Annotated in this window: 18 protein-coding genes; 14 read left to right on the top strand and 4 right to left on the bottom strand. The window is 59.0% G+C overall.

Going from position 1 to position 17,721, the window contains the following annotated elements; genetic code table 11:
- Nucleotides 1-206: 206 nt before the first annotated feature.
- Nucleotides 207-1,628 carry an HdeD family acid-resistance protein gene (locus BSU04_RS14815; RefSeq protein ID WP_089161304.1) on the top strand — a complete coding sequence of 474 codons (1,422 nt, stop codon included), beginning with the start codon at nt 207-209 and terminating at the stop codon, nt 1,626-1,628.
- Nucleotides 1,629-1,749: 121 nt separating this feature from the next.
- Here the strand turns inward: BSU04_RS14815 and BSU04_RS14820 are convergent, their stop codons facing one another.
- Nucleotides 1,750-2,220 (bottom strand): ribonuclease, encoded by a 471-nt coding sequence (locus BSU04_RS14820; protein WP_089161305.1) that lies wholly within the window; start codon nt 2,218-2,220, stop codon nt 1,750-1,752.
- Nucleotides 2,221-3,074: 854 nt separating this feature from the next.
- Here BSU04_RS14820 and BSU04_RS14825 point away from each other — a divergent pair.
- On the top strand, nt 3,075-3,869 hold the full coding sequence (locus BSU04_RS14825) for an SDR family NAD(P)-dependent oxidoreductase (protein WP_089161306.1): 795 nt from the start codon (nt 3,075-3,077) through the stop codon (nt 3,867-3,869).
- A gap of 235 nt (nt 3,870-4,104) precedes the next feature.
- Here the strand turns inward: BSU04_RS14825 and BSU04_RS14830 are convergent, their stop codons facing one another.
- Nucleotides 4,105-4,548, bottom strand: coding sequence for a lysozyme inhibitor LprI family protein (locus tag BSU04_RS14830; RefSeq protein WP_218827288.1), 444 nt, complete (start codon nt 4,546-4,548; stop codon nt 4,105-4,107).
- A 310-nt stretch (nt 4,549-4,858) separates the two neighbouring features.
- Nucleotides 4,859-5,770 (bottom strand): LysR family transcriptional regulator, encoded by a 912-nt coding sequence (locus BSU04_RS14835; protein ID WP_089161308.1) that lies wholly within the window; start codon nt 5,768-5,770, stop codon nt 4,859-4,861.
- Between the two features lie 166 nt (nt 5,771-5,936).
- Here BSU04_RS14835 and BSU04_RS14840 point away from each other — a divergent pair, with 166 nt between their 5' ends.
- From BSU04_RS14840 to BSU04_RS14880, 10 genes are all read left to right on the top strand, one after another.
- A complete protein-coding gene (locus BSU04_RS14840; RefSeq protein WP_089161309.1) occupies nt 5,937-6,635 on the top strand; it encodes a glutathione S-transferase family protein in 699 nt (232 codons plus the stop codon).
- Between the two features lie 205 nt (nt 6,636-6,840).
- Nucleotides 6,841-7,218: a tautomerase family protein gene (locus tag BSU04_RS14845; RefSeq protein WP_089161310.1), complete on the top strand. Its 378-nt coding sequence runs from the start codon at nt 6,841-6,843 to the stop codon at nt 7,216-7,218.
- 708 nt (nt 7,219-7,926) lie between these two features.
- Nucleotides 7,927-8,061: a hypothetical protein gene (locus BSU04_RS47590; protein ID WP_256982762.1), complete on the top strand. Its 135-nt coding sequence runs from the start codon at nt 7,927-7,929 to the stop codon at nt 8,059-8,061.
- 624 nt (nt 8,062-8,685) lie between these two features.
- Entirely contained in the window at nt 8,686-9,654 is a 969-nt protein-coding gene (locus BSU04_RS14850) for a CobW family GTP-binding protein (protein WP_089161311.1), read from the top strand.
- Between the two features lie 46 nt (nt 9,655-9,700).
- The gene (locus tag BSU04_RS14855; RefSeq protein ID WP_089161312.1) at nt 9,701-10,204 is read left to right on the top strand and encodes a DUF1097 domain-containing protein; all 504 of its coding nucleotides are present in this window, start codon (nt 9,701-9,703) and stop codon (nt 10,202-10,204) included.
- A 49-nt stretch (nt 10,205-10,253) separates the two neighbouring features.
- On the top strand, nt 10,254-10,997 hold the full coding sequence (nthB, locus tag BSU04_RS14860) for a nitrile hydratase subunit beta (RefSeq protein ID WP_089161313.1): 744 nt from the start codon (nt 10,254-10,256) through the stop codon (nt 10,995-10,997).
- Between the two features lie 21 nt (nt 10,998-11,018).
- Nucleotides 11,019-11,645 carry a nitrile hydratase subunit alpha gene (gene nthA / locus BSU04_RS14865; RefSeq protein WP_089161314.1) on the top strand — a complete coding sequence of 209 codons (627 nt, stop codon included), beginning with the start codon at nt 11,019-11,021 and terminating at the stop codon, nt 11,643-11,645.
- Between the two features lie 44 nt (nt 11,646-11,689).
- Complete coding sequence (locus tag BSU04_RS14870; protein ID WP_256982763.1) at nt 11,690-12,037, top strand: nitrile hydratase accessory protein; 348 nt, start codon at nt 11,690-11,692, stop codon at nt 12,035-12,037.
- A gap of 31 nt (nt 12,038-12,068) precedes the next feature.
- On the top strand, nt 12,069-13,118 hold the full coding sequence (locus BSU04_RS14875) for a HoxN/HupN/NixA family nickel/cobalt transporter (protein ID WP_089161316.1): 1,050 nt from the start codon (nt 12,069-12,071) through the stop codon (nt 13,116-13,118).
- 71 nt (nt 13,119-13,189) lie between these two features.
- Entirely contained in the window at nt 13,190-14,197 is a 1,008-nt protein-coding gene (locus tag BSU04_RS14880; protein WP_089161317.1) for a GlxA family transcriptional regulator, read from the top strand.
- 333 nt (nt 14,198-14,530) lie between these two features.
- On the opposite strand, the gene BSU04_RS14885 is transcribed toward BSU04_RS14880, so the two are convergent.
- On the bottom strand, nt 14,531-15,448 hold the full coding sequence (locus tag BSU04_RS14885) for a DUF72 domain-containing protein (RefSeq protein WP_089161318.1): 918 nt from the start codon (nt 15,446-15,448) through the stop codon (nt 14,531-14,533).
- Nucleotides 15,449-15,588: 140 nt separating this feature from the next.
- Between BSU04_RS14885 and imuA the strand changes: the two genes are divergently transcribed.
- A complete protein-coding gene (gene imuA, locus BSU04_RS14890; protein ID WP_089161319.1) occupies nt 15,589-16,296 on the top strand; it encodes a translesion DNA synthesis-associated protein ImuA in 708 nt (235 codons plus the stop codon).
- Complete coding sequence (locus BSU04_RS14895; protein WP_089161320.1) at nt 16,226-17,719, top strand: Y-family DNA polymerase; 1,494 nt, start codon at nt 16,226-16,228, stop codon at nt 17,717-17,719. The genes imuA and BSU04_RS14895 overlap by 71 nt, the downstream gene beginning before the upstream one ends.
- Nucleotides 17,720-17,721 lie beyond the last annotated feature (2 nt).

Below are 17,721 nucleotides of genomic sequence, written 5' to 3' on the forward strand. Positions count from 1 at the left end.
CTTGACGACTTGGGGAAGGTCACCGCCGGCGTTCGGCGCACTACACGGCGAGCGTCCACAGCGGGTATCTAGGCCACTAAATATCTAGTCACGCAAAATTGCCCTCTTCAAGCGTGCCGTCCTGCGACGCCGCGCTTGGAACCGCGCTGCGCTGCTATATTGAGACAATCCACGCCGCTCGGTGCCACAGCCCACGGAGGTCCTTCATGGTTCGACTGGTCATGATCCTTCTCGGCGTCGACTATCTGCGCACGCGCTGGAAAGCGTTGATGGTGGCGGGATGGCTCAGCGTGGCGCTGGGCGTCGAAGTGTTCATCGACATGATGGACGGCTCGCTCTACTTTCCGCTCAAGCCGTTCGCTTTCCTGTTGCTTCTGGAGGGCCTCTCGACGCTGGCCGTTGCGTGGACCGGCATGGGCGGCCAGCGCAAGCTGCGCTACGTGAAGGGCTCGGCCTTCACGCTGGCGGCCACATTGATCCTGATCGGTACGCTGCACGCCAACTTCATCCTCGCGATGATCTTCGGCACGCTTTTCTTCGCCGACGGCATCCTGCAGATCATTTCCGCCAGAATCGTGCGGTTCCGGCGCTGGCGTCTTGCCATCGCGGGTGGCGTGTTCGAGATGGTGGTGGCGTTCATCTTCTACTTGCCCTATCCCGTGCGGTATGCGGGGACGATTCCATACTGCGTGTCGCTCGGCCTGCTGTTCAGCGGCTGGAACATGATCCTGCTCGCCATGCGCGTGCGCCGGATGGAGCACAACCCCGCGGTGGAGGATTCCCTGCCGACGGCTGCCGTTACGCCCGCAGCGGAACTGGCCAGTGCCGTTTCGGGCGTAACGGAATGGGACGGCCCGCCATCGGACGACGAACGCGCCCTCACCATCCACGTCTGGATGCCGGCCGCCACCGCCAAGGCCGAGGCGCAGCCGCGTGTGATCGTGGACCGCTATATCGCGGCCGTCGACCGAAACGGCGCGATATCCACCGGCCACGCGGCGCTGGAGTCGCCCGAGGGCATATATATCAGCTTGTATCCGGGGACGGAAATCGATCGTTCGCCGGAGGAATTCGGGCGCATGCTGCGTGCGACGCGGGAAAACGACATTCCGGGCGTCTTCCAGCCGGACTACCGGACCGAGGCCAATGCGTGGTGCGAGTCGACCGTCAAGGTGCGTATCCGAAACTACGATCCGGAACGCTTGCAACGGTTCTGGGACGCGTATCGGCAGGATGCGACCTATAACCTGACGTATCGCAATTGCTCGAGCACGGTGGCGCGCGCGCTCGAAGCGGCGGTGGAAGGCGCGTCGGCTCGGGTGTGGGCAAAGTCCGGTGGCTGGAAACCGCTGTTGCGGGTGATGTCGACACCCGAATTGTGGGTCGCCGCTCAGGTGCGCAAACGCGCGGCAACGATGGCTTGGACGCCCGGCCTGACCCTCGACTACGCCCGCGCGCTCAGCATGCTCGCCGATCCGAGGCCGCTTGGCTGGGTCAAGATGGCCCGGCTCGCGCTCAAGAAGATGGTTCGCTCGCGTCGCCGCTGGCAGGCCGAGGAGGCCGAACAAGCGAGCGCGCCGGACCTCGGCGAGACGTCGGCGCAAAGCGCCACGCGTACAGAAGCCTGAAGAAAACAGTCTCGGATGGTGGCGCGCACTGGGGCGACACACTTGGCACTGCGGTCTCTGAAACCACGACGCCCCGGCGTCTGCTTTATAGGAGGCCCGGGGCGTTTTTAACTGGCTCAAGTTATTCTGCAATGCGTTTGAAGCTGGCGTAGTAATTGTCGGTGTAGTAGCAGTCGCCGGTCTGCCTGCGCGGTCCACCACATACGATGCGGCGCTGTCCGCGGTCCGCCGCGCCAGGCGTGCGAACTGTGTATGCGTGGTAATAGCCGCGCGGATGCTGCGGCAGCAATGTCGCGCTGTTGCGGAACAAGACACCGTCCTCGCCAAAGGGGAAAGGGCCGCCCGCTTTGATCAGACGTAGTGTTTCGGCTGCGTCCCCCGGCAACTGCGCCTTAGTGACAGCAGCCGGCGCGCCCCGCTCCTGCGCGCCCGATGCGGCGGGCGTGCCGCTCGCGGCCTGCCCCAGTTGAGCCGGCGCCTGACTCGCGGATACGCCCGGTTCCTGAGTACCGTTTCGCGATCCGTCCTTGCCGCATCCGCCGAGGACCGCGCTCAAGGCGAGGATGCAGGTGAAAGCCCACGCTTGCTTCACGAAATGGTCATCTCCGGGTTGACCAGCATTCGACGATCACGAACGATTAAAGGGTAGCGCTAATGGCAAAGCGAATCAATGTTCGTCCGGACCGACAAATTTTATTCGACAATCAGGCCGATGCGCGGGTCTCGGCGTTCGAGCAGCAGGCGGATCGAGCGGATTGCGAAGGGGCTCGTCTTATCGTCGAGTTGCTTCGAAAATTGATGTGGTGAAGCTTCGTAAGATGCATTGCGCCCTCGGCATCGTCAAGAGCAGCGATCGACCCTGATGTTTCCATCGGTCACCCGTCGTTGAACGCTGAGAGTGCGCTTGCCTTTGAGCATGCATTGCCAACAATTCGAATTATTAGCGATGAACTCCCAGCCCGCTCTCCACAGATTCCCCCCAGATCAGGCACTCACCCGCGGGTCGGAACATTCGATCTTCGCTGCGACATAGATAAGTCATCCTTGCCGAAGCGACCATGGACATTGCTACACGTTAGTACCGCTCGGTTTGGCGCCGGTCGACCGACATGAATCGGCGAATACAGTTGCCGATTCATGTCCCTCAGATTCAGGCGCCGGATCTATTCTCTATAAGAATTAATCTTATGAACAAGTTGCGGATTATCTTTGGCAAGGAAAGCTTCTACCATCGGCCTCTAAATCAAGAACAGAAAAAACATCTCCTATGTCCATTCTTGAAGGGAAACGTGCTGGGCTTACAGCTTGCCGAAAAGAGTAACAACCCTTCAGGGTCTTTTTGAAATGGTCTTTAAGGCGAGGCCGTCTTTCCCGCTTCGCCGAGGCGCTTCGCCAAAGGCTATCCTGCGTCTCCGACGCTATCTAAATCTGCTTCAGGAAGATTTTATGAACATCAATCTAAAAGGCCGGAAGGCGATCGTAACGGGTTCTACGGCCGGTATCGGCCGAGCGATTGTCGAGGGGCTCGCGCGCGCTGGAGCGTCGGTCGTGGTCAACGGCCGCGGCGAAGAACGGGTTGGCAAAGCTGTTCGGGAGATACGTCAGCTATTTCCCGAGTCTGAGATCGATGGCGTCGTCGCCGACCTGGCTACTGCGGAAGGCGCAGCCTCTTTTTTCAAGCAAGTGGAAGGCGCCGACATTTTGATTAACAACCTGGGCACGGCAAAGCCCAAGTCGTTTGACGAGCTCACCGATGCTGATTGGCTCGACCTGTTCCAGATCAACGTCTTGAGCGGTGTACGCATGACTCGCCATTATCTGCCGAAAATGGTGAAGCGGGGGTGGGGACGAGTTGTGTTCATCAGCAGCGAGTCCGCACTGGCCATACCAAAGGAAATGATCGACTACGGTATGACAAAGACGGCGCAACTTGCAATTTCCAGAGGGGTTGCGGAGTTGGTCGGCGGAACGGGCGTAACGGTAAATTCAGTGCTTCCAGGCCCGACGCGCTCCGAAATTATGTCGAACTGGATGAAATCCGGAGCCGAGAGCCAAGGCATCACCCAAGCCGCCGCCGAGCAGCAATTCCTGGACACAACGCGTCCCACATCGCTCATCAACCGATTCGCAACGACAGAGGAGGTTGCAAATATGGTTGTGTACGTCTGTTCGGAGCAGGCTTCAGCCACTACCGGTACGGCGCTACGTGTAGACGGCGGCATCGTCAGGTCTATTGCATAGGGCTAAGCGTACCTGGACTTGTAGCACGCGCCACGCGGCGACCCGCGTGGAATGCCGCTTGGCGCTTGGGGTAGCCGTTCGAGAACCTCGTTGCGCCGTTTTATGGGTCTTCGGCGTATGCGCCGACGTCTGCAACTGGCCGATTAGCGGCAGTGGTCTAGCGCGTCCGGACGCCCGCGACTAAGCGCGCTTAGCCTGCCCGAGTTCGTACCGGGAATTGCGCGCCTAAGCTCTGCTACCGCGCGTTCTGGGGCGCATCAGGCGCCGTCAACGCCCTCACCCGCGCCTTGGTTTGATTATAGAGGCAGGCGTTGTTGGCGTAGCCTTCGCCAGTTCCGCCGAGCGCAACGGTGCTTTGGTAGCTGCACTCTGCATCCCTGAACGCGATCCATGCGCGTTCCGCAGCGATCAAGCGCTTGAGGATCTCGGGATCATCGCGCGCGTCATCGGGGCCCTTGGGATGTTTGAGGGCGTTGACCAGACCGTCATAGACGTTGTTCAGCCGCTGGTCGGCAGTGGCTGTAGCAGCCATGGCGCAATTTGAAACTCCTGGATTGTTGGGGTTGCTGGCAGAGCATGCATTTAGCTTTGAGTCGACGGAGGAGAAGTCTGCTGGCGACTGCGCCCACGCTGCAACGACAGCTAGAGCGGCGAAGGCAGCGATCAAGATCTGTTTCACAGTGGTCCTCACGAATGGATCGGCGATAATCGAGATGCTGCGGCGAAGCCGAACACGCCGCCCCGATTTACAGCAAAATTGTTCCCATCGAACAAGGATTGTCAGCGCTGTTAGGTCCTTCGTCGACTGTCCGTTGTGAGCCGGTCGCTGCCTACTCACGACCGTCACAAGCCGACCCGAAGCGGCCGGTCGACCCAACACCCCCAATAGGGCGGCTTTCAAGGTACAACGGACGCCCGCCACTAAAGGTGAAACTGTTGTTTGAGCTAGTCACAAACAGACTATTCAGAATTTTCAATAGTCGCGCGGACTATGCACTTACCGCCGACCGCAAGAAATCAACAAATGCACGCACTTTCGCCGATAGGTGACGATTCTGTGGATAGAGGATGGAGAACGGTCGGGAGCGCCCGGCATAGTTCTGAAGGACCTCCACGAGATCGCCCCGCTTCAAAGCTTCGGCCGCCGCGAAACGATAGGTCTGGTAAAGGCCGCCTCCCGCATTGAGCCAAGCGACGCACCCTAGGGCATCGTTGAGCACCCGCATTCGGCTCTTTATCGGTTGTTCAATCTCTGCCCCTTTTTCATCAGTGAACAACCATTGCATGGGTCGCCCGGTATTCGGGGACACATATTGAATACAGTTATGCTCTTCAAGGTCATTGAGCGATAGCGGCGTGCCTTTTTTCAGTAAGTAATCCGATGTACTGAACACTCCTAAAGACGCATCCTCCAGCTTGTATGCCACCAGTCGCGAATCACGCTGAATGCCCAATCGAATGGCAAGGTCAAACCCCTCTTCAACAAAATCAATGATCTTGTCCGAGATACTTAGCTCGATTTCGATCTGTGGATAGGCCTCGGTGAACCTGGGCATCAAAGGCAGCAAGCGATACGTTCCGTAAGCAGCACTAACGCTGATGCGCAGCAGCCCACTTGGCACCGTCTGTGCACCGGTTATCGCGCGCTCGGCCTCGGCGATCTGATCGAGCGCTATCTGGCACTCCTTCCAATAAAGCTCCCCTTCATTTGTGACCTTGACGCTGCGCGTTGTCCGCGAAAAGAGGCGCACACCAAGACGCTGTTCGAGCCGACTGATCGATCGACTGATTGCCGCCGGGGTTACGCCAAAAACCTCGGCCGCGCCCGTGAAACTTTCCAACTCTGCGGCTTTACAAAATTGCTCGATGTTGCCGAGCTGAATCGAGTCAACGGTGGCCATGACTTGTTCCAAAATGTAATAGATTAATTGATTTTTACCCCATTTATCTCCGCATAACAAGCTAATAAAGTACGTTCACTGCCTGTGCAGATGACGAAACACAAGCAAAGCCAGGCGCCAGACTGAAATAGCCGCCATCTTCGACGCACTCTAAGGAACGACTGAAATGACCACCAAACTGCACGTCTTCACCTCGCCCTCGGCATTCCCCAACCCGCAGCGCCTGCGTCTGTTCATGCATGAAAAGGGTATTGCCGATCAGTTCGAGGAGCAGATCTACGATATGACGCCGGTGGGCGAGCAACGGCAATGGCAGCACCTGAAAATGAACCCGTGGGGCGAAACGCCGACGCTGCGACTGGCCGATGGCAGCTTTATTTCCGAAACAGCCGCCGTCGTCCGCTACCTCGACCAAACCTTCCCCGGACGAAAGATCATGGGAGAGAATGCGCTGGAACAGGGTCTCGACAATATGTGGGATAACCGCATCTGGGTGCATATCCTCTATCGCATCGTCACAGCGTTCCATGTTCTGCACACCGGGCTCGGGATGAAGCTGGAACTGACGAAGAATGAAGCCTGGGGCGAACATTGCCGAAAAGAGGCACTGGCGCATGCGGCGCTGGTCAACCAGCATCTGGCTGACGGCCGTGAATGGCTGCTCGGTGGGAGTGAACCGACCTTCTCGGACATCACGCTGGCGACAGCGATTGCGTTTTCGAAGTTCCCGGTCAACGTTACACCGCTCGACGAGCGCTTCGAGCATCTTGATGCCTACTGGAAGCGCTGGCAGCTTCGCCCCACCTTCCAGGCAGCCTACGCCGACCGCAATAGCGGCGTGCCGGAGCTGGATAATCGGGCATAAGGCAATGATTCGCACATCGCGCGAGGCCCGAGAAAGGAGGCCGCGCGAGCCGGCGACGCCGTGTCTCAGCGCTTAGGGCTATGCCCAATAGCTTGGGCATTTGCCGGCGATGGGATCGTTGTAGATTTCAGACAGCACGGAGTCGATTTAGTCCCCGTGTCAGTGGACATCCAACTCGTCCAACTCTGCACCATAGGAGGTTATTATGCCGTTTGCTCGTATCGATTTACTTAAAGGGAAATCCCCTGAGTATCGCGCCACTGTGGCCGACGTCGTGTACCAGGGAATTATCGATGTTTTGAAGGCGCCGGATGGCGACCGCTTCATAGTTATCGGCGAGCATTCTCCCGATAATTTAATTTACGATCCCCACTTTCTCGGCTGGAATCGATCGCCTGACTTCATCTTGATCCAAGTGACCAGCACTGTCGGAAATAATAAAGATTCAAAGCTCGCCTTCTTCCGATACATAGCCGACGAACTGAAGAGCAAGCTATCCGTGCGCCCCGATGACATCATGATCAACTTGGTCTTCGTAGACCGCTCGGATTGGTCATTTGGCAATGGCGACCCGTGGAATTAACGGGTCATAGCCCGACACGATTCGACGGAGACTTTCGCAGCCTTTTTTGGGCGGCATGACGCCCTCACTTACGGCGACCCGGGCGGCTTGGCCGCCCGGGTTTTGATGAACACGGTAGCCCTTCGTATCTCGGCAATGGCGACGACGACCGGACTTTCGGTCTGGGTGAGGCACGGTTCGTAAGCGGTAGGCTGCGGACGTAGCCTTCGACAAACAGTAAGCGATCGCATATTGGGCGACGACCGCGCCGCGGCGTGCAGACATGGACGCCCGAAGAAGCTGGAACCCAACCGTTCACCTCTCGCTGACTCCAACGGCGTAAGGGGGGCGGGTACGCATCGGTGATTGGCAGCATCGGCGGCGGATGGGACGTCATTCACGACCGCCGTGGGTCGAACGGCGGGAATGCGGGGTTTAAGCGCCTGTCCGAAGTCGATGCTCGCATGACGGTAATGGCCTAACCGCTGTTCCTAAGGCGCCGGCTTGCATGACCGAACTACTCCCAGCTGCCCTTGAATGCCCGACCGCGCGACAGGCGGAAGTGGGACGGGAGTGTGAGTTCGCTGATGCAGGAAGCTGCCCTTCGGCCGCTCGATACCGTCACTGTCAGCTATCCGCCGCATTGCTGACGTAGAACCCGGCTCGCCCCAACGACAATGGCCGACGAACTGGGTCAGCCTCGCCCGTGATGTCGTGTCGGCGGGCAGCGTGTGGACTGCGATCCGTTACGTGATGCTGCCGCCGGGCTGGCGCGCGGACGGTTCCGGCGAAACAACCGAGGCACTGCGTCAGCAAAATCTGGACGCGCGTCGCACGGTTCAAGTGGGTACGCAGGGACGGTGACGGAATTTCCCGTTACGGCTCGAGTTCGTACCTGCGGTATTGCGTGAACACACCACGATAAGTTGCGCGGCCACCGCTTTTCTGCGAGGACTCGGCCGTTCGCGACTGCCGGTGATCGACCCACTGCCGTCATTCGCGCCGCCGTGAGAGCAACGGGGTTTCCGGGGTCCAGTGGACATTCGCTCGTGCGGGTCGACTGCCGCTTACGGGAGGACTTTCCGAACACTGTTAGGCGGACCATAGAAAAAAAATCGAACTCGACCCGAGAACACTGCGTTAATGCGCACGGCTTTACCACATCTTTCGTCTGTCGGATATTCGCGTTCGACGCGTGGCAGGTTTTGAGTCGCCCTGTGGCGAGGCATCTCGTTGTGCTCTGGGCACAACTTCGGGGAAACGTGCACCGACGCGGGTCCGTTAGCAGGGGATTATTGCGGGCTCATCAAAGCGCGCCGCATCTCGTCGTTTGGCCGGAACTTACGGTTTCGACAAAACTGGTCACGCTGCCCGGCGATTCACGCCAAATGCATCGCGCATCGGGACACCCGAGTTTTCTCGGCCCGGAAGTCGCTCTACCTGCCTCGTCTTCTGGCATTTGTGCCGGCGAACATGAGGAGAGTAGAGATGCGACTGAACAAAATTCCGACCACAGTGGTCACCGGCTTTCTCGGTGCCGGCAAGACTACGCTGGTCAATCATCTTCTCGAACATGCGCGACCGGCACGCGTGGGCATTGTCGTCAACGAATTCGGCGAAGTCGGCATCGACGGCGACCTGATCGTCGCCGATGAAGACGCGCTGGTGGAGATCAATAACGGCTGCGTATGCTGTACCGTCCGTAAAGACCTTGTTAAGAGCGTGTCTGAACTACTGGCACGCGCGGGCGAACCGCTAGAGCGGCTGGTCGTTGAAACCTCGGGGCTGGCCGACCCAGCTCCCGTACTGCAGACATTTCTTGCCGACCCGGATGTGCGGGAACGCGTTGAGCTGGAGTCGGTGGTCGCCGTTGTGGACGCGCATCATTTCCATGAGCAACTCCACGATGAGATTGCCCGTGAGCAGGTCGTGTTCGCGGACCACATCATCATCAACAAGATGGATCTCGTTAGTGCTGAGGAGGTGACGGGGCTCATCGCACGTATCCGCACGCTCAATCCCACCGCAGCGATCGACATTGCGCGTCACGGCGCGGTTGACGTTAAAGCAGTCTTCGGCATCAGGCACTTCTCGCTGGATACGTTGCTCTCGGTCGAGCCCGATCTTCTCGACGAAGACGCGCATGACCATGAACACGACAACTCCATTGCGTCGCATTCGTTCATCATTCCGCGGCCATTGGACGCCATGCGCTTTAATCGCTGGGCCAATCAGCTTGTGCAAACCCACGGGCAACAACTCCTGCGCATGAAGGGCGTCCTGAACCTGCACGAAGAGCGTCGCCGCCTGCATTTCCATAGTGTTCATATGTTGCTCGACTCGAGCTTCGGAAAAGCGTGGGCGCAAGATGAACCGCGCGACGGCAAGTTCGTGATGATTGGGCGCGATCTCGACATGCCGGCCATGCGCGAGGGCCTGCTCGGTTGCATGACCTGAGTGCCCCATCTTTCTCCCCCCTTTTACCCACCTCAGGAGTACGAAGATGAAAAAGTCAGAAGCCTACACCGTCAGCATTGGTGTGCTCGCAGTGGTCGATACATGGCTCACCGCGACCGTCTTTCCCGTGCCCGTGTGGGTCACGTTTATCGCCTGGGCGTCGTTCTTCGTGTTAGGCGCGGGGCGCGCCGGTTTCGTCAAAAGCGTGGCGTCGAATCTGGCCGGCGCCGTGATCAGCTCGCTCACCCTGCTAGGCATCGCAACAACCAGCGGCAGCGCACTAGCGGTTGCGGTTCTGGTCGGTATCGGCAGTGCTGCGATGGTACAGGCGTCGAAGATCAAGCTGCTGGATGTGCTGCCCGCCATCGTCTGGGGCTTCGCCTCGACGGTGGGAACAACGGTGGCGACAGGTAAGCCCATCACTACATGGGGGCTGAGCAATCCTGGCCTCGTTGCCGCCGCAGCGCTCGTGACGGGTGCCGCATTCGGGTTCGTGTCAGAAGTGCTGGGCGACGCGCTTGCATTCAAGCGTGAGCACAAACTCGGATAAGGCATACGCCGCCTGGCTTCCAATAATCGCTAACTTTCTGGAGTAAGCCGTGAAACTACAGCACCACCTCGGGGGCGTCGAGAATCTGGGCCCCGTCAGTGTCGAAACGCGTGTCTTTGTGGAGCCGTGGGAGCGTCGTATCTTTGGCATTCACACAGCGATGATGGCCGAGAGCAATCACCTCGGCGATGCATTACCGGCTTACCCAATCAAGGAACTGCCGACTGCTTTCAAAAGCACGTGGACATGGGCGTCTTTGCGCACCGGCGCTGAAGACATGCAGCCCTTCGAGTACTTCAAGTACCGCTACTACGAGAAATGGCTGATGGGCATCTCGCAGTTCTTCGTGGATCAGGGGTACATCACCGCCGATGAGCTGGCCGAACGCGCTTCACTGTATCGGGCAGATCCCCAGGCTCCTATGCCCGATAGCCTCAGTGCTCCGATCAAGGAGCAGATCGATGCGTATCTCGAGAAAGGAGATTCCGGTTATCGCGAACGGCGTACCAAGGCGCGCTTCTCGAACGGACAAACAATACGGGTCGCCGATCCTGAAGCGGTCGATCACACCCGTCTGCCGGGCTATCTGCGCTGCAAGACCGGCAAGGTGGTGGAGGTCTATCCCGGTACGTTCTCGTACTTCGTTTCAACCGGTGTAGACGGAATCGGTGAGCCGATGGTGGTGTACCGGGTCGCATTCGACGCCGCCGACATCTGGGGCGAGGGCAAGAGCGAGCGCCACACCACGATCTACGCAGACCTGTACGAAGCCTATCTTCAGGCCAGCCTCTAACCAGCGCAAGAAGGAATCGTCATGACTCAACTGTTTCAGTATGAAGATGACCGCGAGGTTTCGAGCGCGGCTAAAGTGCGCGCACTCGAAGCATTGTTGATCGAAAAAGGTGTGATCGGCAGTGACTCGGTCGATGCAGTGCTGCAGCATTTCGAAACCGTCGCTGGTCCGTTCAACGGCGCAAAGATTGTCGCCCGGGCATGGGTAGACCCGGCGTTCAAGCAGCGCCTGGTTGAGGATACGCCGAAGGCAATCGCCGAGCTGGACCTGTCAGCCGGCATGGCCGGTGCGGAGGGAGAGCATATGGCAGCCGTTGCAAACGGGGACGGCGTACACAACCTGATCATCTGCACGTTGTGCTCATGCTATCCGTGGCCGGTGCTTGGCTTGCCGCCTTACTGGTACAAGGATCCGGTATTTCGAGCACGTGGTGTGCGCGAGCCGAGAGCGGTGCTACGCGAATTTGGCGTCGAGGTACCGGCGGAAACCGCGGTCAAGGTGTGGGATAGCAGTGCGCAGATCCGCTGGTTCGTTGTGCCTGAACGTCCCGCGAACACCGACCGCCTGAGCGAGCAGGAACTGGCTGCGCTTGTGACGCCTGAGTCGATGATGGGTGTCGCGCTGGTCGCGTCTCCCGCTGCCGCGTAAGGTCAACCATGTTTACGCGCTTCGAAGAATATGCGGCAGCGTCGATGCTCGGCGCCGATGATTCTCCGCCCCGGCTGGACGGCAAGCTGTTCTTTTCCAATCGCTGGGAAAGAGATGTGTTCGGCCTAGCGCTGTCGCTTTCAAAAGCAGGTTACTTCGAGTGGGAAGACTTTCGCCAATGCCTGATTACGGCAATCGCGCGCTGGGAATCCGCGCCGTGCGAAGGTCAGCCGCGCTGGGATTACTACGAGCGTTTTCTCGAGGCACTGCTGGATGTGGTCGGGTCGAGGGGCGTCCTTTCGCGTGACGAGCTCGCGCACGTAATGGTCGCCAGACGCCCAGCCACAGCGACGCACACGGCCGCCAGACCTCTGCACTCGAAAAACCATTGAACTTGAGTCTTGATCAAACCAGGAGAAGGGCATGGAAACGCTTAACGCCGTGATGACGTGCTTCAAATCACCTGCACGTCAGAAGATTGGCGCGATGTATGTCGCGCTTGCACTCATCAACGTTCTTGCATGGGCATGGGCTTGGATCGTATTGAGGGCTTCACCGTCGCTGATCGGTACCGCCTTTATCGCCTACAGTTTCGGCTTGCGCCACGCAATGGACGCAGACCATATCGCCGCTATCGACAACGTGACGCGCAAATTGATGAACGACGGAAAACGCCCCGTGACGGTCGGCTTTTTCTTCGCGTTTGGCCATTCGCTGACCGTGGTAGTCGGCGCGGTTGCGGTTGCGTTTACAACCAAAGCTCTGGCACATCATTTTGATTCATTCAAAGAGACGGGTGAGGTGCTCGGCACCGTTGTATCTGCGGCTTTTCTGATCATGATCGGCGCCATGAATATCGTGCTGCTGTCAGGTCTGTTCCGCGCGTTCGGACGCATGCGTCGCGGCCAGCGTCATGACGGCGACCTTCGCATGACGCACTTCGAAGGCAATCTGCTGGCGCGTCTGTTCAAGCCGCTCTTTCGTCTTGTCGGTTCGAGCTGGCTGATGCTGCCGCTGGGTATCCTGTTCGGGCTCGGCTTCGAAACGGCCACCGAAATGGCATTGTTCGGCACTTCGGCCGCACAGGCTTCGGCCGGCTTCTCGATCTGGACTATCCTGGTGTTTCCATGTCTGTTCGCAGCCGGCATGGTAACCATCGACACCACCGACGGCATCCTGATGCTGGGCGCCTATGGCTGGGCATTCGTCAAGCCCATGCGCAAGCTTTACTACAATCTGACGATTACACTGATTTCCACGGTCGTTGCGCTGATGATCGGCAGCATCGAGGCGCTTGGACTGCTGGGCGACCGGTTGAGCCTGACCGGACCGTTCTGGCAGGCCATTGGTCGTCTCAACGACAATTTCGGCTTGCTAGGATACGGCATTGTCGCGGTGTTCGTGATCGGCTGGCTGGCGTCTGCGCTGCTTTATAAAATGAAGGGGTACGATCGTGAAACCGCCTCGGCCTGATCCGGGCGCAAACCAGCCGCAATAATGCCGTTGGATCTCCGTGAGCTTGACGACCTGAGTGCGTGAACTCGATGAAGCAGATCAAAATAGGCATGATTGTCTTTCCAGGCTTCCAGTTGCTGGATGTTGCCGGGCCTAAAGACGCGTTTGCAGAAGTCAAGGTATTGAGCGGCGGCGAATGCCAATATGAAATGCTCACCGTGGGCACTACGCGCGGCAGTGTGCAGTCCTCAAGTGGGCTGACTGTCGTACCGGATCGTACGATCTTCGACCTGTGCCCGCACTTCGATACTGTGCTGGTGCCCGGCGGCCTGGGCATTTTCGAAACCTTTGACGACCCGGCTCTCAGTGATTGGCTCAAGGAACAATTCAAACATGCCCGGCGCGTGTCCGCCATTTGCAACGGCCTGTTCGCGCTCGGATCTGCGGGATTGCTGAACGAGCGCACGGTGACCACGCACTGGATGGATGTGCCGCGTCTGGCTGCCACGTTTCCGCGCGCACGGATCGAGCCGGATCACATCTACGTGAAGGACGGCAGCATCTACACCACGGCGGGCGTGACGGCAGGGATCGATCTTTCCTTGGTGATGATCGAGGAAGATTTTGGCAGGAAAATGGCGCTGGACGTCGCCAAGTATCTGATCGTGTATCTGCGAAGAGCAGGTGGACAATCGCAGTTCAGCCCGTTGCTCGAATCGCAGGCCGCGCCTGATTCGCAAATGTTGGCGATCCAGCAATATATGCTGGACCACCTTGCCGCCGAGCACACGCTCGCTTCGTTGGCGGAGCGGGCGCATATGAGCCCGCGCAACATGACGCGTCTGTTCACGAAGGAATGCGGCCTGAGTCCGACTGCATTCCTGAACAACGCGCGTATCGATGCCGCAAGGCGTTATCTGGAAAGCACGGATCTTCCGCTGCGCCACATTGCCCGACAGTGCGGGTTCGATGGTACGGACGCACTGCGACGCACGTTCCAACGGCGACTGAAAATTAATCCGGCTGACTATCGCAGCCGCTTCCGTTCGGCCGATTCGCCAGATCGTACGCAGGACGTTGTCGCCGAGGCGCGGTAGAAACTACCAACGCACTCGATTTGATCCCTGGAACATGATACGAGAGGCTGCACATTTAATGAGGTCAGGTTCCGGGCAGCCGGGCGAGCGACTGATATCTGTACGCCCGATGCATTCAGACGGTCAAGAAGACCCATAGTCCAATGTCCGAATCTTGCCGATCGTAGCGTGAGTGCAATTGACAGCACCCAAACCTCAGCAATCGTCGGAACCGCGACCATGTCAATGGCCGCTTCCCCGGCTTGAAAAGACCCTTGAACGTCCATATCGAAACATCGGCCAACGACCGCTTCTGGCCGGTCTCTGCCTTTGCCAGCTAGCCATCGAAATGGATCACGGCGGGGTCGTGCTCACCCCCAGAATACTCATTAGAGTTTTCGCGCTTCGCTGTCCCTGGTCCTCGTAGTTAGTATTAAAAACCACGTGCGTCAGTTCGACCGCTTTTGAAATCTCGATGATCTGACTCGCCATTGAATCGAGTTCATCGTCGTTGTACTCGTAGTTGAATCTCGACGACGATGCAACCGCGCCTTTGATATTCCACGTGTCCTGATTGCGTCCATGCATGCGAATCAACGCCAGCCGCGGATGCGTTGTTTCCCAAATGGCGGGGATGCTGTTACTCGACCCTTGCGGTTCATCCACCACCACATTCACCAGTCCACGCTCACGTTCCATGGCCAGCGTGGAATCCCGGCGCTTTGCATCGAACCAGGTCTGGTTGCGAAACTCGACCGCCATGGTGTAGCCGTCCATTGCGCCCATGACGTCCGCGCAGTGCTCGACATGCCGAATGCCGTGGGGGTTGCAGATCACCCACGGCGCAAACTGGAAATGCACCGCGCCGAGCTTGCCGGCAAGACGAAGCGGCTCAACGGCTTCGAAGTAGCGGCACCACAATTCCTGCTGCAACTCGCCCGGCAAATCCTTGTAATACAGGCTCGTCTTGCCGTTCTGCGGCAGGAGCGGCTGGATGTCCGGCGCAAACATGTCGCGTGCGGTCTGATGCCCCGTGAACAAGCGGAACGCCTTGATGTTGAACACAAACCCGGGCGGTGTCCGCTCAGCCCACAACACCGAATTCGCAGCATTAGGCATGGCGTAATAGCTGGAATCGACCTCCACCAAAGGGAACACGGACGCGTAATAACGCAACCGGGCCTCCGCGCTCGAACAACCGGGCGGATAAAAACGCTTGCACTTGATCAGCGTGGGATCGGTCCACGAAGCCGTGCCAACCAGGATGGTCACCGCACATTCTCCCTACCGTTTTCACACCATTCACCGGTCATAATTTCCTCTCTGCTTTCCTCCCCGTGTTTTAAAAGGGGCAGTTCAGGCTCGATCAAATTCAAGGTAAAGTACTGTACATCCATACAGTTAAATTTACCATGTCAGCCTTGCTCAAGAACGTCGAAGACATCCACCCCGCCTTGTGGCGCGGGTCGCAGCTCGCGCGCTCGCAGGGGCAAACGGTCGACACGGGTTATGCCATGCTGTCGGCCGAACTGCCGGGCGGCGGCTGGCCGCTGGGAACGCTGATCGAGCTGCTGGTGCAGCAGCCGGGCGTGGGTGAAGTCAGGCTGTTACGCCCGGCGCTCGCCGCCGTGAGCAAACGCCCTATCGCTTTTGTGCAACCGCCTCATAGTCCAAATGCTCTCGCTTTCGCGTATCTGGGTGTGCCGCTCGACAAGCTGCTCCAGGTGCGCGCATCGAAACTGGCTGACGCATTGTGGTCAGCCGAACAAATTCTCAAGACGGGCAGTTGCGGCGCCCTCGTCTTCTGGCAGCAATACGCGCGCACGGAATCGCTGCGGCGCCTGCACATGGCCGCGCAATCCTCTGAAACGCTGTTCCTGATGGTGCGCCCGCTCGCGAGCGCGGCGGACTCGTCACCGGCCACGTTGAGGCTGTGCGTGCGGCCGGCCGGTGACGGTATTGCTGTCGACATCATCAAGCGCAAAGGCCCGATTCGCGCCGAAAGACTGTCCGTCACCCTGCAACCCTCTCCCGTCCTGCTGAGTCCCCATGCCCGTGTACGTCGGCATACATCTACCCCGGTTGTCGCTGGAAGTGTTCCGTCCACGCTGGTCGCGTAAGCCTGAAAACGGCTGCGTCGTCCTCGACCGCGACACGGTCTTTATCGCAGACCGGGGCGCTCGCGAGGCCGGCGTGTGCGTGGGCATGAAACGCGGCGGCGTCCTCACGCTCTCGCCCGACACCCTCATGTTCGAGCGCGAGCTGAGCCGGGAAAACGACTTGATGCGCGAGGCAGCTTTTTCGTTGATGAAATTCTCACCCATGGTCGCGCTCTGCGATGAGGAAACCATTGTTATCGACGTCACGGCGAGCTTGCGGCTCTTCGGCGGCATCGTGCGGCTGTGTCATCAGATGCGGGACATTGTCGATGCCATCGGCGTGACGGCGCGCCTGAGCACGGCGCCGACCGGCCAGGGCGCGTGGCTGCTGGCCAAAAGCACCTACAGCATTCACCAAGGCAAGCGGCGCGTGCTGAAGATGGCATCGCTTGAACGCAAGCTTGGAACGCTGCCGTTCCAAGCCGCACCGGAAGTGCGGGCTTTCATGGACTGGTTCACGGGGCTAGGCTGCAAGACGCTGAACGACATCCGCCGTCTGCCGCGTGCCGGGCTTAAAAAACGCTGCGGCGTCGCGCTGCTGGATTCGCTCGATCGCGCTTATGGACTCGCGCCCGAGTTGTACGAATGGCTGGCTGTGCCGCCGGCTTTCAGCGCGCGCATCGAGCTGCCCGATCGTATCGAGCATGCGGAAGCCATGTTGTTTTCCGCGCGCCGGTTGATCGTGCAACTGTGCGGCTGGCTGAGCGCGCAGCAACTGGCGCTCACGCACGCCACGCTCACGCTGGAACACGAGCGCGGCCGCGACGCCATCGACCCCACCGTTATCCAGATCGCCCTCGCCGAACCCACCTGGCACGAAGAACATCTGCTGCGCTTGTTCAAGGAGCGGCTTGGCCGCACGGAACTCGTGGCTCCGGTGATCGCCATGCGCCTGAGCGCGGCAAAAATACAGCCCGCCGAACCGCCTACCGAGACGCTTTTTCCCGAACCCGGCGGCTCGCCTGAGGACCACAACCGCTTGCTGGAATTGCTGGTTGCGCGACTGGGCGCCGAGAACGTGCTGCGCGCTGCGCCTTCATCGGATTACCGGCCTGAACAAGCGAACCGATGGATCTCCGTCACCGACACCACCCATCCTCAAAAGCTTGAAGCCGTGCCGTCCGATCTGCCGCGCCCGGCGTGGCTGCTTGAAACGCCGCTGCAACTGATGATGAAAAGCCATCGGCCGTTCTATGGGTCGTCGCTGAAACTGGTGTCGCCGGCTGAGCGCATCGAAGCGGGATGGTTCGACGGTAATTTGACAAGCCGCGATTATTTCGTCGCGCAAGCCAGCGATCAAAGTTGCTACTGGATTTATCGCGAGCGACCCGGTAGCGCGGAGGCCGAAGACCCGCGCTGGTTTCTCCACGGTCTGTTTGGATGATG

The sequence above is a fragment of the Caballeronia sordidicola genome (assembly GCF_002220365.1).
GTDB lineage: Bacteria > Pseudomonadota > Gammaproteobacteria > Burkholderiales > Burkholderiaceae > Caballeronia > Caballeronia sordidicola_C.

Coding starts and splice junctions, on each gene's coding strand:
- BSU04_RS14815 (WP_089161304.1), top strand. CDS start 207: ATGGTTCGACTGGTCATGATCCTTCTCGGCGTCGACTATCTGCGCACG.
- BSU04_RS14825 (WP_089161306.1), top strand. CDS start 3,075: ATGAACATCAATCTAAAAGGCCGGAAGGCGATCGTAACGGGTTCTACG.
- BSU04_RS14835 (WP_089161308.1), bottom strand. CDS start 5,770: ATGGCCACCGTTGACTCGATTCAGCTCGGCAACATCGAGCAATTTTGT.
- BSU04_RS14840 (WP_089161309.1), top strand. CDS start 5,937: ATGACCACCAAACTGCACGTCTTCACCTCGCCCTCGGCATTCCCCAAC.
- BSU04_RS14845 (WP_089161310.1), top strand. CDS start 6,841: ATGCCGTTTGCTCGTATCGATTTACTTAAAGGGAAATCCCCTGAGTAT.
- BSU04_RS14850 (WP_089161311.1), top strand. CDS start 8,686: ATGCGACTGAACAAAATTCCGACCACAGTGGTCACCGGCTTTCTCGGT.
- BSU04_RS14855 (WP_089161312.1), top strand. CDS start 9,701: ATGAAAAAGTCAGAAGCCTACACCGTCAGCATTGGTGTGCTCGCAGTG.
- nthA (WP_089161314.1), top strand. CDS start 11,019: ATGACTCAACTGTTTCAGTATGAAGATGACCGCGAGGTTTCGAGCGCG.
- BSU04_RS14870 (WP_256982763.1), top strand. CDS start 11,690: ATGCTCGGCGCCGATGATTCTCCGCCCCGGCTGGACGGCAAGCTGTTC.
- BSU04_RS14875 (WP_089161316.1), top strand. CDS start 12,069: ATGGAAACGCTTAACGCCGTGATGACGTGCTTCAAATCACCTGCACGT.
- BSU04_RS14880 (WP_089161317.1), top strand. CDS start 13,190: ATGAAGCAGATCAAAATAGGCATGATTGTCTTTCCAGGCTTCCAGTTG.
- imuA (WP_089161319.1), top strand. CDS start 15,589: ATGTCAGCCTTGCTCAAGAACGTCGAAGACATCCACCCCGCCTTGTGG.
- BSU04_RS14895 (WP_089161320.1), top strand. CDS start 16,226: ATGCCCGTGTACGTCGGCATACATCTACCCCGGTTGTCGCTGGAAGTG.